This is a genomic window from Pseudomonas brassicacearum, from assembly GCF_003732265.1.
Lineage (GTDB): Bacteria > Pseudomonadota > Gammaproteobacteria > Pseudomonadales > Pseudomonadaceae > Aquipseudomonas > Aquipseudomonas brassicacearum_D.
Map to the genome: position 1 here is coordinate 167,180 of NZ_MOBK01000005.1, position 14,537 is coordinate 181,716.

Here is a 14,537-nt window from a genome sequence, read left to right on the forward strand (position 1 = left end):
CATCGCCCCGTTCGGTGGCGTAGCCGCCCCAATGCCTGCAACAGAGGTGTGTCAGGTACACCGCATGCAAAGGTTCTACGACTGCTGCGCAGTCGAACGGGGCGATGCGGCGTTCCGACAAGCCCCCTCGCCACAGGGAACTCACTTGGCTTTAGACTTTCCTTAAGGCCGGGCGCCGGCCTTCGCGGTGAGCTGCTCCCGACAATAATCCGCAAACAACTGCGCCGGTTTGGTCAACTGCCCGCGCTTGAGCCACGCCGCCACCAGCCCTGATCCAGTGACGTCTTCGACGATGTCCACGCACACCACTTTCTGCCCGTCATAGGTGCACTCCGAGTGCGGTCGCGTGACCAGGATCGAAAAGCCGAACCCTTGCCCGACCATGCCCCGGACCATCTCGATCGACGGTGAGCTGAAAGCGATATTCGGCGACAGGTTCAATTCCTCGAACAGGCTGACGAAGTACGTCCGGCTCGGTTGCACGTCCAGCAGAATCATCGGCTCCAGGCACAGGTCACGCAGCGACACTTGTTTGAGCTGGGCAAAGCGATGGTCCGCCGGCAGCAACGCATAAGGTCGCTGCGCCGGCATCAGCGGCTCGGTCTGGATGGTGGCGTCGAGGTCATGTTCGTACAGGATCGCCAGGTCGAAGGTGCCCGACGTCAGGCCTTGCACCAACTCTTGCTGTTCGCCGTCGCGAATGCGGATTTTCACCCCCGGATACAGCGCCGAGAACCCGGCAATCAGTTGCGGCAAGTACAGCGGAGCGACGGTTTCAAAACAGCCGATGTCGATCTGCCCGGCGACCACGTCGTTATCGGCCAGGGCGTTCTGTTCGAACTCCTTGGCCATGCGCAGCAGTTCCTGGGCCTTGCGGTAGAAGCGCGCACCGCTCGGCGTCAAGGACACCCCTTGGGCGTGATGACGGATCAGCAGTTGCACGCCGAAGCTGTCTTCCAGGCCTTTGATCGCCGTTGAGATCGCCGGCTGGGCGATGTACAGCTTGCGCGAGGCCTCGGCGACGCTGCCGCATTCGACGGTGGTGATGAAGTATTTCAGTTGACGCAAGTTGTAGGCAGCCACGGCAAACCTCGGGGTGGATGATCCAGGCATCCAGGCAATATTCGCGCCGACTGCGTCCGTTCTGACGACGGTGTTGTTGTGCTTGAACAATAACCACATACCGCGCCACGGGGGAGGTTGGCTGCCCAGTTTTTTCATGGTCTGCGAAAACATTTTTACTATTTTTCGTGGACACGGGGCTGGGCCACCATCCAATCACAAGAAAAGCCCCTGGAGCATCTGAACGTGTTCGAGCTTGCATATTGGCAAAACAAAGCCGCAGCGCTGCAGTTTCCCGACCAGGCCGTGATCGACGGTAAACGCCGTTCGGCGCAGTCCGGCCAGACGTTCGCCGCGATCAACCCGGCCACCGGGCACTGCCTGGCCAACGTGACTGCGTGTGGCGATGAAGAGGTCAACGCTGCCGTCAGCAATGCGCGGCAGGTATTTGAAGCCGGCACCTGGTCGGCACGTTCGCCAGGTGAGCGCAAACAGGTGCTGCTGCGCCTGGCAGACCTGATCATGAACCACCGCGAAGAACTGGCACTGCTCGATTCGCTGAACATGGGCAAACCGGTAATGGATGCCTACAACATCGACGTGCCGGGTGCGGCCGGGGTGTTTCGCTGGTACGCCGAAAGCCTCGACAAACTCTACGACCAGATCGCCCCCAGCGCGCAGAACGTACTGGCGACCATCACCCGTGAAGCCCTCGGCGTGGTCGCGGCCGTGGTGCCGTGGAACTTCCCGCTGGACATGGCCGCGTGGAAACTCGCACCGGCCCTGGCCGCCGGCAACTCGGTGATTCTGAAACCCGCCGAGCAATCACCCTTTTCCGCCCTGCGCCTGGCCGAACTGGCGTTGGAAGCCGGCCTGCCGGCAGGCGTATTGAACGTGCTGCCGGGCCTCGGCGAGCAGACCGGCAAAGCCCTCGGTTTGCACCCGGATGTCGATTGCCTGGTGTTCACCGGCTCTACCGAAGTCGGCAAATACTTCATGCAGTATTCTGCGCAGTCGAACCTCAAGCAGGTGTGGCTGGAGTGTGGCGGCAAGAGCGCGAACCTGGTGTTCGCCGACTGTCAGGACCTCGATCTGGCCGCTGAAAAAGCCGCGTTCGGGATCTTCTTCAATCAGGGCGAAGTCTGCTCGGCCAACTCGCGATTGCTGGTGCAGCGCTCGATCCACGACGAGTTTGTCGAACGCCTCATGGCGCACGCCGAACGCTGGTTGCCGGGCGATCCACTGGACCCGTCGAGCAGTGCCGGGGCGATTGTCGACAGCCGCCAGACCGCGCGCATCATGAAGTTCATCCAGCAAGCCGAACGCCAGGGCGCGACAAAAGTGTGCGGTGGCCGACAGTCGATCTTCAACGGCTCTGACAACTTCATCCAGCCGACAATTTTCACCGGCGTGACCCCGGAGATGCCGCTGTTTCGCGACGAAGTCTTCGGCCCGGTGCTCGCGGTTACCGCATTCGATGACGAGGCCCACGCCTTGCAACTGGCCAACGACAGCGTCTACGGTCTGGCGGCTTCGCTGTGGACCGATGACCTCAATCGCGCCCACCGTGTGGCGCGGCAATTGCGAGCGGGTACGGTCTCGGTCAACAGCGTCGATGCACTCGACGTGACCGTGCCTTTCGGCGGCGGCAAACAGTCCGGTTTCGGTCGTGACTTGTCGCTGCATTCATTCGATAAATACACCCAGTTGAAGACCACCTGGTTTCAATTGCGCTAACAACAAGAAACGGAGAACTGGCGATGACCACACCACGTGAAACCCGCGACTACCAGGCCGCCGACGCTGCGCATCACATCCACGCATTCGTCGATCAAAAGGCACTCAACGACGAAGGCCCCCGGGTGATGGTTCGTGGCGAACGCCTGCACCTGTGGGACAACGACGGTCGGCGCTACCTCGATGGCATGTCCGGGCTGTGGTGCACTAACCTCGGTTACGGACGCAAGGATCTGGCGGCGGCAGCGACCCGGCAACTGGAGCAGCTGCCGTACTACAACATGTTTTTCCACACCACTCACCCGCAGGTGATCGAGCTGTCGGAGCTGCTGTTCAGCCTGCTGCCAGGGCACTACAGCCACGCGATCTACACTAACTCCGGCTCTGAAGCCAACGAGGTGCTGATCCGCACCGTGCGCCGTTACTGGACGATCCTCGGCAAGCCCGAGAAGAAAATCATGATCGGTCGCTGGAACGGTTATCACGGCTCGACCCTGGCCGCGACGGCGCTCGGCGGTATGAAGTTCATGCACGAAATGGGCGGCATGATTCCGGACATCGAGCACATCGACGAGCCGTACTTTTTCGCTCACGAAGGTAACCTGACCCCGGCGGAATTCGGCCTGCGGGCAGCGCAGCAACTGGAAGCGAAGATTCTCGAACTGGGCGCGGACAAGGTCGCCGGCTTCATTGCCGAACCGTTCCAGGGCGCGGGCGGGATGATCTTTCCGCCAGAGAGTTACTGGCCGGAAATCCAGCGCATCTGCCGCAAGTACGACGTGCTGCTGTGCGCTGATGAAGTGATCGGCGGCTTCGGTCGCACTGGCGAATGGTTCGCCCACGAGTATTTCGGTTTCGAGCCGGACACGCTGTCGATTGCCAAGGGTTTGACCTCCGGTTACATCCCGATGGGCGGGCTGATCCTGTCGAAGAAAATGGCTACCGTGCTGGTGGAGCAGGGCGGGGTGTTTGCCCATGGCCTGACGTATTCCGGGCACCCGGTCGCGGCGGCGGTGGCGATTGCCAACCTAAAGGCGTTGCGTGATGAAAGGGTGGTGATGCGGGTCAAGGATGACATCGGCCCGTACCTGCAACAGTGCTTGCGCGAGGTGTTCGGCAATCACCCGTTGGTGGGCGATATTCAGGGGGTTGGTATGGTCGCGGCGCTGCAACTGGCCGAGGACAAGACCAGCCGCAAACGCTTTGCCAACGAGAACGACATTGCCTGGCGTTGCCGCACGATTGGCTTTGAAGAGGGAGTGATTATTCGCTCGACGCTGGGGCGGATGATCATGGCGCCGGCGTTGATTGCCAGTCGTGAAGAGATTGATGAGCTGGTGGGCAAGACCCTGAAAGCGGTCGATCGTACGGCGCAGGAATACGGCCGGCTCTAATCTTGTAGCGCACTTGCGGGCCTCTTCGCGAGCAAGCCCGCTCCCACATTTGATCTCTGTCGGTCACAGAGTTTGTGTACGACACCGATCTAATGTGGGAGCGGGCTTGCTCGCGAATGCGGTAGTCGATTCACCGTACCTCTCACCTTTTGCACCCACCTCGGGCACCTCCGCCCACACCGCCCTTTTCCAGTGCGCGCTACACAGCTTTTTCATCATTCGCCTCGACATATTTCCTAATTTTCCTTCTCCCCGCACTGGGCCAACATCGACTTCGCCAGTCAGCCCGATGCTGCCCGCCGCAAGGTCCATCAGAGATCTGAGGTGACAGCCGATTTCAGGGCCGCTGGCCGTACTGCCCATCAAAACTAAATCAACAGCTTTGGGAGTGCTCCATGATCAAGTCCTTGCTAACCCGCGTCGCTCATCCATTGGCGATCACCGCCATCGCCGCCACGGTCGCCACCAGCGCCCAGGCCGGCACCCTCTCTATCGGTCACACCACCTGGGTCGGCTACGGCACCCTCTACCTGGCTCAGGACCTGGGCTACTTCAAGGAAAACGGCTTGACCGTCGAATTGCCCGTCGTCGAAGAGGCGTCGATGTACATGGCCGCCCAGGCCTCGGGCGAGTTGTCAGGCTCGGCGTCGACCATCGACGAAGTGCTGAAATACCGTCCGCAATTCTGCTTCAAGGCTGTGGCCGCGCTGGATGACAGCCATGGCGGCGACGGCGTGCTGGTGGGCAAGGACGTCAAGAGTCTGCAGGAGCTCAAAGGCAAAGCGGTGGCAGTGAACGAAGGGTCGACCTCGCAGTTCTGGTTGTCGTATTTGCTGAAGAAACACGGCATGACCATGAGCGACATCACCGTGCAGAACATGACAGCTGACGACGCTGCCACGGCGTTCATCGCCGGTCGCGTGCCGGCCGCCGTGACGTGGGAGCCGCACCTGTCGATGGTGCGTGACAAGAAACAGGGCAAGGTGCTGATCGACAGCAGCAGCACGCCGGGCGTGATTGTCGATGTGGTCGCGCTCAACTGCACCGTCATCGAAAAGCAGCCGGAAGACGTCAAGGCCTTGGTCGCCGGTCTGTACAAAGCGGTCCAGTACACCAAGGACCATCCAGAAGAAGCCTACAAAATCATGGCCAAAGGCGTTGGCGGTTACCTCGCCGATCCGAAGGAACTGGCCGCCGCCGCACAAGGCGTGCGCTTCTACGATCAGGCCATGAGCGAAAAACTCCTCGGCTCGCCGGGCAAGCCGGGCGACAGCGAACCGCTGATCAAACTGGCCAATGAAACCGCCAGTGAATTGCAGGGCAAACCCTACAACGTCAGCAATGACGATTTGATCGACAACCGTTTCGTCACCCCGCTGTAGGAGGTTTGCATGTTCAAGCGCAATTCATGGCTGAGCCGCTGCATCACGCCCAAGACCGGCCTGCCGGTGCAGGTGATCTGGAGCGCGAGCGGTCTGGCCTGGGTGTTGTTGATTGGCCTGTGGGCGGGATTGTCCTATGGCGGCGTGGTGCCGGGCATGTTCCTGCCGACACCAGGTGCGGTGGCCGAAGCCGCCGTGCGCCTGGGCCGCGACGGGACCCTTGGCCTGCATGTGTGGGCCAGCCTCGAAGTGGTGATGGTCGGTTTCATTGTCTCGTCGCTGGTGGCGGTGCCGCTGGGGCTGCTGATGGGCAGCTTCCGAATCGTCCAGGCGTTCCTTGAGCCGATGGTCAATTTCATCCGCTACCTGCCGGTGACCTCGTTCGTGCCGCTGTTCATTCTGTGGATCGGCATCGGCCTGGAACAACGGGTCTCGGTAATCATCTTCGGCGTGTTCTTCCAGCAACTGGTGATGATCGCGGACGTGTCAAAAGGCATCTCCAAGGATTTGATCAACGCGTCCTACACCTTGGGCTCGACCCGTCGCGATGCCGTGCTGCATGTGATCGCCCCGGCCTCGTTGCCGGGTGTGCTCGACACCTTGCGCGTGACCATGGGCTGGGCCTGGACCTACCTGGTGGTTGCCGAACTGGTCGCCGCTTCCAGTGGCCTCGGTTACTTGAGCCTTAAAGCCATGCGTGGTTTTCAAGTGGATGTGATTTTCCTGGCAATCGCGATCATCGGCCTGTTGGGCCTGGTCACCGATCAACTGTTCCGTTTCCTACGTCTGAGGATCGCCGCATGGGCTCAGTAAGCGCCGTCAACCCTCGCTTCGTCACACCCTCGGCTGCCCCGGTGCAAGCCGCTCCAAGGCTGCAAGTGGACAAGGTCAGCCTGCGCTATCAGAAACCTGACGGCGGCATGTTCACTGCGCTGGAGCAGGTGTCGTTCGAAGTGCCGGACCAACAATTCGCCGTGCTGGTCGGGCCCTCGGGGTGCGGCAAGTCGAGTTTGCTGTACCTGACGGCCGGCCTCAACGAACCCACCGAGGGCGAGATCTACGTCGGTGGCCAGCAAGTGCAGGGGCCGGGTGCGGACCGCGGCATGGTGTTCCAGAGCTACACGCTGTTCCCGTGGCTGACTGTGCGCCAGAACGTCGAGTTCGGGCTCAAGCGTCGTGGCATGGCGGCTGCCCAGCGCAAGGAGATCGTCGACTATTACGTCAATGAAGTCGGCCTGAGCGGGTTTGCCGACAACTACGCCAAGCAGCTGTCCGGCGGCATGATGCAGCGTGTGGCGATTGCCCGCGCGCTGGCCAATGATCCGCAGATCCTGCTGATGGACGAACCTTTCGGCGCGCTCGACAGCCAGACGCGTCTGCAAATGCAGCAGCTGTTGTTGCGGGTCTGGGGCAACAGCAAGAAGACCGTGTTGTTCGTGACCCACGATATCGACGAGGCGGTTTTGCTCGGCGATCGGGTCTACGTGATGGGCGCCCGGCCTGGGCGGATCAAGCAGATTCTGGACGTGCCGATCGAACGCCCACGGACGCTGGACATGGTCATGGAGCGCTCGTTTATCGATATGAAGCGCAAGATCTTCGGGTTATTGCATGACGATCTGGAAGAGGTGCATTGATGCCAGCCCTGCACCCATCCCTGTAGGAGTGAGCCTGCTCGCGATTGCGGTGTTCCAGCTACATTGATGTCGACTGACACTACGCCATCGCGAGCAGGCTCACTCCTACAAGTTGTGCGTTTGTCAGTTGGCGGGTAGCAGGAACCGTGCAATCACCGGCAAGTGGTCGGAGATGCGCAACGTATCGTCCTGCCTCACCATCGCCTCGACCCGTTTGATGTGCGGGCTGTAGAACAGGTAGTCAACCGTGCGGTCCGGGCCGTTCAAGCCCGGATCATTCGGGTAATGCGTCAGCCACTGGGCTCGATCGGCGCCGCTGGCTTCGTTGTTGGTCGGGATCATCGGGTACTTGTCCCACAGCACATGCAGCGCACTGTCGGCCGAGTAGGGCGTACGTTGTTCCTCGGGCAGTCGGCGAAACTGCCCGAGCGGCAACAGGTTGAAATCACCACCGATCAACCACGGCGTGCCACGGCCTTCGAATTTGTCCAGGACCTTGGCAACAGCCGTCACTTGGGCTTGCAGCGTTTCGTCGGGCTGGGTGACGCGGTCCAGATGAGTGTTGAGCACCGCCATCTGACCGCCGTCGTTCAGCGGTAGATAAGACACCAGCAAGGCGTTTTTCGGTTTGAACTGGCGGCTGATCAGGTTGGCCGATGCGACCGGTAGTTGCAGGCGTTCGGCGTGTTCTATCTGGTAGCGGCTGAGCGTTGCCAGTTGCCGGCCGACACTGCCGAAGATGTGCGGATCCGGCACAAAGTCGGCCTTCCAGTCGAAGGCGTAAGCGCTGCACGGATACAGGTCGGCGACCCGCTCTTGCAGCAGTTTGAACTGGTGCTGGTAATCGCTGGTCTTGGCGTTGTCATCGAGTTCCTGCAACAACACGATGTCGGGGTTTTCGTCGCGAATCACCCGTGCCACTTCGTCGAGGCTGAAGGCCATGTCTTCGGGGGTAGGGTTTTCATCGGTGCCCTGCGCGAGGTCGTTCCAGAACACATAGCGTTTACCCGCCAGGTACTGAACGTTCCAGGTCATCACTTTCAATGCCTGACCGGGCACCAGGGTGGGCGCTTGAGCCGTGCAACTGACCGGCAACACTTCCTTGGAGTCGGGGCGCCAGGTCAGGTTGTAGATCAGCAATGCGATCACGCCGGTCACGATCAACAGACTCAGCAGGGTGTAGCGCAGTAGACGGGTCATGGCTCGGCTTATAGCGTTACAAAAGTTGGCCCCGAGCATAACCGAGACCGGGGCCGAAGCCCACGGTCAGAGCGGCCCCTCAATCTTCTCGGGCGTATCGCCAATCAGCATGAACAAGCGGAACAACACCACGCTGGTGAACAGTTGCAGGAAGCTGTGGGCGCTGTCGATCAGCAGGGAAATCACCGGGTTCTGCGGGTCCGGGTACACCGCGAGCGTGGCGCCCTTGAGCACCCACAGCGGACCCATCACGCACAGGATGCACACCAGAATGCGCATGAAATGGCCGCGGGTCAGGCGCAGGCTTGCTTTCATGGCCGCCAGCGGCGCCATGCCGCGCAGCACCAGCAGGTATTCGCCGAAGGCCAGGGTCACCATCAGATAGATACCGGGCAGGAAGTACAGCGACAGACCGAGAAGGATCAACAGGGTGTTAAGCGCCGTGAGCAAGGCGAAGCGTGGCCACAGGTACGCCGAGCGGGTCAGCAGATCACGGTTGCGCGGCGACTCACCGCGGCTGCGGGCGTCGAGGAACAGGATCAGGGCGGCGGTGTACAGCGGATAAACCAGCAAGCCGACGATCACACTGACGCCGGGAAAACTGTCCGGCTCGGTGGAGTGGTCGACAATCTGTTGCAGCAGCGCCTCGAAGATCACCAGCGGCAGGCACAGCTGCACGATCTGCCCCAGATTGCGCTTGAAGAAATACAAGGAGTCACGCAGTACATCGAACGGATTCATCAGTCGGTATCGCAGGTTGGAAGCAGTGGCCCACTTTAACCGATGAAACCCTTGGAAACGCAAACGTAAACGTTAGGTAAAGCTCATTGAAACAACTTGTTTCAGCCTCCATTAAGGTCGAGCACCTTATCCTCTTTGGAAAAGGACAACGATTTTCCCCGGCAATCTACGAGGTCGCCATGAACAGCGAAGAACAAACCCTGATCGATGGACTGTTTTCCCGGCTGCAACAGGCCGAAACGGACTCAGCCCCGCGCGATGCCCTGGCTGAGGCGCGGATCAAGGAACACCTGACTCGCCAGCCTGCGGCCGGCTATTTCATGACCCAGGCGATCCTGGTTCAGGAAGCTGCCATCAAGAGCCTCGACGAACAGAACAAGCAACTGACCCGGCAAGTGCAGCAATTGCAGACTGAACTGCAAGCGGCCAAGGCCCAGACAGCCGCACCCGCGCCGAGCGGTGGTGGCTTTTTGTCGAGCATCTTCGGTGGCAGTGCCCGCGATCCACAGCCCGCACCGACCCAGAGCGCCCCACCGTCCACGGGCGGCTGGCGTGAGCCGGCACGGCCATCGTTCAATTCACAGTCGCCGCAGCAGAACTTTGGTGCCGCGCCGCCACAACAAAACTACGCCCCGCAACAGCAAGCTCCGGCGGCGGGCAGCAGTTTTCTCGGCGGTGCGCTGAAGACCGCGGCCGGTGTGGCGGGTGGCGTGATGCTGGCACAAGGCATCAGCAGCCTGTTCCATCACAATCAGCAGCCGGAAGTGGTTGAAGTGATCAAGGAAGAGCCGGCTCAGGTCAATGACCAGACCAACGGCGGCTGGGGCGATGACCAGCGCATGGCTGACAACTCCAGCGATCAGGGCGGTTTTGCCGACACTGATTACAGCGATGACAGCTCGTCATTCTTCGGCGGCGATGACGACGATTCCTTCGTCTGACACCCTGTGGCGAGGGAGCAAGCTCCTTCGCCACATAGCCGATTATTCGCGGAACAATCCTTCGGGCTGGCATACTGGGCGACTTTTCGGGCCAGGTGCCTGATCTCGCCTGCGCGCCTGTGCGCCAAGAGGAAACCCGCGGTGAAAAAAATCGCAGTGTTCGCCGATGTTCAGAACCTCTATTACACCGTGCGTCAGGCCTATGGTTGCCACTTCAACTACGCCGCGTTGTGGGCTGACATCAGCAAACAGGGCGAGATCGTCGAGGCTTATGCCTACGCGATCGATCGTGGCGACAGCAAACAACAGCAGTTTCAGCAGATCCTGCGCAACCTCGGCTTTACCGTGAAGCTCAAACCCTACATCCAGCGTAGCGACGGTTCGGCCAAGGGCGACTGGGACGTGGGCATTACCCTCGACATCATGGACGCCGCCGATCACGTCGACGAAATTGTGCTGGCCTCCGGTGACGGTGATTTCGACATGCTGCTGGAACGCATCATCAGCAAGCACGGGGTGCAAGCGGTGGCCTATGGCGTGCCGGGCCTGACGGCCAACTCGCTGATCCGCGCCGCCAGCCGTTATGTGCCGATCGAAGGCGCGTTGTTGCTCAAGAATTGATTTTTACGGAGTTGAAACAGGTTTGGAACGCATAGCAGTCATCGACTTTGAAACCACCGGGATCTCCCCGAGCAGCAGCTGCCGGGCCACGGAAATTGCCGTGGTGATCCTTGAACAGGGGCGCATCGTCGAGCGTTACCAAAGCCTGATGAATGCTGGCGTACGCGTGCCGGCCTTCATTGAGCAACTGACCGGCATCAGCAACGCCATGCTGCGCACCGCGCCGTCGGCCGAGCAGGTGATGAACGAGGTTAACGAGTTCGTCGGCTGCACTCCGTTGCTCGCGCACAATGCGGCGTTCGACCAGAAGTTCTGGGACTTTGAGCTGGGGCGGATCAAACGCACGCGCTTGCAGAACTTTGCCTGCTCGCTGCTGTTGGCCCGTCGGCTGATGCCAGCCGCACCGAATCACAAGCTGGGCACCCTCACCACGTTCGCCAACTTGCCCGACACCGGCAAGGCTCACCGGGCGATGGCTGACGCCGAGATGGCCGCCAACCTGACAACGCACTTGATGGGCGAGTTGCAGCGCAAGCATGGGTTGCGCGAGTTGTCCCATGATTTGCTGTGCGGCTTGCAGAAAGTACCGGCGGCGAAGATCAACGAACACCTCAAGCGCCATCGCGGGTTTTGAAACCACCACAGGTCGAGTGTGGGAGCGGGCTTGCTCGCGAAAGCGATTTATCATTCAACATTGATGTCGACTGATACACCGCTTTCGCGAGCAAGCCCGCTCCCACAAGGTACGTGTGGTATCAGAGTTTTCCATTCCCTTCCAGCTGCCCCAACGGCACGCGCTTTTCTATCGCGCTCGACAACACAATCGACGTCTTGCTGAACCCGAACTTGGCAATCCGGTTGATCAACTCCTCCAGCTCCGGCATCGAGCCCACTGCCGCTTGCATGATCACGCACGGGTCGCCGGTCACCCGGTGGCATTCGGTCAGTTGCGGGATTTTTATCAGATCGTCGTAGGCCTTTTGATTGCCGTGCTGGTTCAGGCGCAGTTCGATCACGCACTGGATCGGCAAGCCGAGCTTGGCCATGTCGACTTTCGCCTGGTAACCGGTGATCACGCCATTGGCTTCCAGTTTGGCCACGCGTTCGGCCACGGCCGGGGCGGACAGGTTGACCTTGCGCGCGAGGTCGGCGTAGGACGCACGACCGTTTTCCAGCAGGGCGCTGAGGAGCATGCGGTCGTATTTATCCATCGGCGTATACCTTGAAAAGGACTGACTTTCGAAAGCACGGTTTATAGCGCTGATCTCCGTGTTTTGAAAAGTGTACCGGCGCTATAAACAGGTTTTGTAACTTATTTTTAGCGCTTGGCCTTTCTAGAATAGCTGTTCACATTGTTCTGTCATCGAGCTGTCCATGCCTGGATTACGTCGTTTTCCCTTACCGTTGATCGCTGCCTTTTTCGCGCTGTACGTGATTTGGGGCTCGACCTATCTGGTGATCCGCATTGGCGTGGAGTACTGGCCGCCGTTGCTGCTCGCCGGTATCCGTTTCGTGATCGCCGGGACGCTGATGTACGCCTTCCTGCGCTGGCGCGGGGCGCCGGCACCAACGTGGGCGCAGTGGAAAGCGGCCGGGATGATCGGGATATTGCTGCTCGCCTGCGGTAACGGCGGCGTCAGTGTCGCCGAACACATGGGGGTGGCCTCCGGCGTGGCAGCATTGGCGGTCGCGACGGTGCCCTTGTTTACCTTGTTGTTCGGCTATTTCTGGGGCGCGCGAAATACCCGTCTCGAGTGGGCCGGGATTGCGCTCGGGCTGATCGGCATTGCCATGTTGAATCTCGGTTCGAACCTGCAATCGAGCCCGTCGGGCGCGCTGTTGCTGGTGTTCGCGGCGGCGTCCTGGGCGTTCGGGTCGGTCTGGAGCAAACACGTGCCGTTGCCGTCGGGGGCGATGGCCAGTGCCGTGGAAATGCTGGTCGGTGGCGTGGCGCTGCTGATCGGCAGTGCCGTGAGCGGCGAGCAACTACAAGCCATGCCGCCGATTGAAGGCTGGGCGGCCCTGGCTTATCTGACGTTCTTCGGCTCGATCATCGCGTTCAACGCGTACATGTATCTGTTGAAAAACGTGCGTCCGGCGGCGGCGACCAGTTATGCCTACGTCAACCCGGCCGTGGCGGTGTTGTTGGGGATCGTGTTTGTGGGCGAGACCATCGGAATCGAAGAAGGGCTGGCGATGCTGGTGATCATCAGCGCCGTGGTGTTGATCGGTTTGCCGCAGTGGCGTCGGGCGCCTGTGCAGCCGGCTGTAGTCGCGCCGACAGAATCCCGTGTGAATTAGGGTAAACTGCGCGCCATTGCATCTTGTTTTGCACACTTTTTTTGAAAAACCCGCGCTGAATTTTCCTACGGTAATCCCATGACTTTCGCCACCCTTGGCCTGATCGAACCCTTGCTGCGCTCTCTTGAGACGCTCGGCTACCAGACCCCGACGCCGGTTCAGGCGCAAGCCATTCCGGCGGTGCTGGCCGGTCGCGACCTGATGGCTGCGGCCCAGACCGGCACTGGCAAGACGGCCGGTTTTGCGTTGCCGCTCCTGCAATTGCTGGCCATGGAAGGGCCGAAAGTCACCGCCAACTCGGTGCGCGCACTGATTCTGGTGCCGACCCGCGAACTGGCGGAACAGGTTCACGAAGCCGTGCGTCAGTACGCCGAGAACCTGCCGTTGAGCACTTACGCGGTGTACGGCGGCGTCAGCATCAACCCGCAAATGATGAAGCTGCGCAAAGGCGTCGACCTGCTGGTGGCCACACCGGGCCGTTTGCTCGACCTGTTCCGCCAGAACGCGCTGAAGTTCAATCAGCTGCAAACCCTGGTGCTGGACGAAGCCGATCGCATGCTCGATCTGGGCTTTTCCGAGGAGCTGGGCAACATTTACAAGGCGCTGCCGAAGAAGCGTCAGACGCTGTTGTTCTCGGCGACGTTCTCCGACGCGATCCGCACCCTGGCCGGGCAGATGCTCAACGATCCGCTGAGCATCGAAGTCAGCCCGCGTAACGTCGCGGCCAACACGGTTAAACAGTGGGTGGTGACGGTCGACAAGAAGCGCAAACCGGAACTGTTCGTTCACTTGCTGCGTAAAAGCAAATGGAAACAGGTGCTGGTGTTTGCCAAGACCCGCAACGGTGTGGACGCACTGGTGGAAAAACTCCAGGGCCTGGGCATCAATGCCGACGGCATCCACGGCGACAAACCTCAGGCGACGCGTCAGCGCGCACTGGACCGCTTCAAGGCCAGTGAAGTACAGATCCTGGTGGCTACTGACGTCGCGGCCCGTGGGCTGGACATCGAAGATTTGCCGCTGGTGGTCAACTTCGACCTGCCGATCGTGGCTGAGGATTACATCCACCGCATCGGGCGTACCGGCCGTGCGGGTAATACCGGGCAGGCGATTTCGCTGGTCTGCGCCGATGAAGTGAACCTGCTGTCGGCCATCGAGACGTTGACCCGTCAGACCTTGCCTCGGCAGATGGAGCATGACTTCGAGCCCGAGCATCGCGTGCCGGACACCGATGCCAGCGGTCAGGTGGTGAAGAAGGCGAAAAAGCCGAAGAAACCGAAGACGTCCAGTGGCGGCAAGCGCAACCTGGGCAAATGGGTTGAGAGCGGGGATGCTTCGGCACCGGAGCCTTCGATCAAACCTGTGCGTAAAGTGCCGGTGTTCAACACTGGGCCGCGTAAGAAGAAGCCTTGAAAACACTCGGCGTCTGAAAGGACGCCTTCGCGAGCAAGCCCGCTCCCACATTTAACCGAGTTCTCCCAGAAGAATGCGGTCGAATGTGGGAGCGGGCTTGCTCGCGAA

General features: G+C 60.5%; 14 protein-coding genes. 10 read left to right on the forward strand and 4 right to left on the reverse strand.

From position 1 onward, the window contains the following. Positions 1–162: 162 nt before the first annotated feature. Positions 163–1,083 (reverse strand): LysR substrate-binding domain-containing protein, encoded by a 921-nt coding sequence (locus tag BK660_RS11865; RefSeq protein WP_123433567.1) that lies wholly within the window; start codon positions 1,081–1,083, stop codon positions 163–165. Positions 1,084–1,308: 225 nt separating this feature from the next. On the opposite strand from BK660_RS11865, the gene BK660_RS11870 reads away from it, so the two are divergent. The 5 genes from BK660_RS11870 (at position 1,309) to BK660_RS11895 (ending at position 7,212) form a co-directional block, all read left to right on the forward strand. Next, positions 1,309–2,799 carry an aldehyde dehydrogenase gene (locus BK660_RS11870; RefSeq protein WP_123433450.1) on the forward strand — a complete coding sequence of 497 codons (1,491 nt, stop codon included), beginning with the start codon at positions 1,309–1,311 and terminating at the stop codon, positions 2,797–2,799. Between the two features lie 23 nt (positions 2,800–2,822). Beyond that, positions 2,823–4,193 carry an aspartate aminotransferase family protein gene (locus tag BK660_RS11875; RefSeq protein WP_123433451.1) on the forward strand — a complete coding sequence of 457 codons (1,371 nt, stop codon included), beginning with the start codon at positions 2,823–2,825 and terminating at the stop codon, positions 4,191–4,193. A 395-nt stretch (positions 4,194–4,588) separates the two neighbouring features. Next, positions 4,589–5,575 (forward strand): ABC transporter substrate-binding protein, encoded by a 987-nt coding sequence (locus tag BK660_RS11885; RefSeq protein WP_123433453.1) that lies wholly within the window; start codon positions 4,589–4,591, stop codon positions 5,573–5,575. 9 nt (positions 5,576–5,584) lie between these two features. Next, positions 5,585–6,388: an ABC transporter permease gene (locus BK660_RS11890; RefSeq protein WP_027924262.1), complete on the forward strand. Its 804-nt coding sequence runs from the start codon at positions 5,585–5,587 to the stop codon at positions 6,386–6,388. Beyond that, positions 6,376–7,212 (forward strand): ABC transporter ATP-binding protein, encoded by an 837-nt coding sequence (locus BK660_RS11895; RefSeq protein ID WP_027924261.1) that lies wholly within the window; start codon positions 6,376–6,378, stop codon positions 7,210–7,212. The genes BK660_RS11890 and BK660_RS11895 overlap by 13 nt, the downstream gene beginning before the upstream one ends. Before the next feature lie 123 nt (positions 7,213–7,335). Here BK660_RS11895 and BK660_RS11900 read toward each other — a convergent pair whose 3' ends face one another. Together BK660_RS11900 and BK660_RS11905 are read right to left on the reverse strand one after the other, a co-directional pair. Beyond that, positions 7,336–8,412 carry an endonuclease/exonuclease/phosphatase family protein gene (locus tag BK660_RS11900; protein WP_123433454.1) on the reverse strand — a complete coding sequence of 359 codons (1,077 nt, stop codon included), beginning with the start codon at positions 8,410–8,412 and terminating at the stop codon, positions 7,336–7,338. 66 nt (positions 8,413–8,478) lie between these two features. Then, positions 8,479–9,153 carry a YciC family protein gene (locus tag BK660_RS11905; protein ID WP_123433455.1) on the reverse strand — a complete coding sequence of 225 codons (675 nt, stop codon included), beginning with the start codon at positions 9,151–9,153 and terminating at the stop codon, positions 8,479–8,481. A gap of 179 nt (positions 9,154–9,332) precedes the next feature. Between BK660_RS11905 and BK660_RS11910 the strand changes: the two genes are divergently transcribed. The 3 genes from BK660_RS11910 to BK660_RS11920 all read left to right on the forward strand — a co-directional run bounded on the left by BK660_RS11910 (position 9,333) and on the right by BK660_RS11920 (position 11,349). Then, on the forward strand, positions 9,333–10,094 hold the full coding sequence (locus BK660_RS11910) for a DUF2076 domain-containing protein (protein WP_123433456.1): 762 nt from the start codon (positions 9,333–9,335) through the stop codon (positions 10,092–10,094). 141 nt (positions 10,095–10,235) lie between these two features. Beyond that, a complete protein-coding gene (locus BK660_RS11915; protein WP_007990686.1) occupies positions 10,236–10,715 on the forward strand; it encodes a LabA-like NYN domain-containing protein in 480 nt (159 codons plus the stop codon). A gap of 22 nt (positions 10,716–10,737) precedes the next feature. Next, positions 10,738–11,349: a 3'-5' exonuclease gene (locus BK660_RS11920; protein ID WP_123433457.1), complete on the forward strand. Its 612-nt coding sequence runs from the start codon at positions 10,738–10,740 to the stop codon at positions 11,347–11,349. A 121-nt stretch (positions 11,350–11,470) separates the two neighbouring features. Here BK660_RS11920 and BK660_RS11930 read toward each other — a convergent pair whose 3' ends face one another. Beyond that, positions 11,471–11,926 (reverse strand): Lrp/AsnC family transcriptional regulator, encoded by a 456-nt coding sequence (locus BK660_RS11930; RefSeq protein WP_123433458.1) that lies wholly within the window; start codon positions 11,924–11,926, stop codon positions 11,471–11,473. Between the two features lie 163 nt (positions 11,927–12,089). Here BK660_RS11930 and yedA point away from each other — a divergent pair, with 163 nt between their 5' ends. Together yedA and BK660_RS11940 are read left to right on the forward strand one after the other, a co-directional pair. Then, positions 12,090–13,016, forward strand: coding sequence for a drug/metabolite exporter YedA (yedA, locus tag BK660_RS11935; RefSeq protein WP_123433459.1), 927 nt, complete (start codon positions 12,090–12,092; stop codon positions 13,014–13,016). A 78-nt stretch (positions 13,017–13,094) separates the two neighbouring features. Next, positions 13,095–14,429: an RNA helicase RhlE1 gene (locus BK660_RS11940; protein ID WP_123433460.1), complete on the forward strand. Its 1,335-nt coding sequence runs from the start codon at positions 13,095–13,097 to the stop codon at positions 14,427–14,429. The last annotated feature ends 108 nt before the right edge of the window (positions 14,430–14,537 follow it).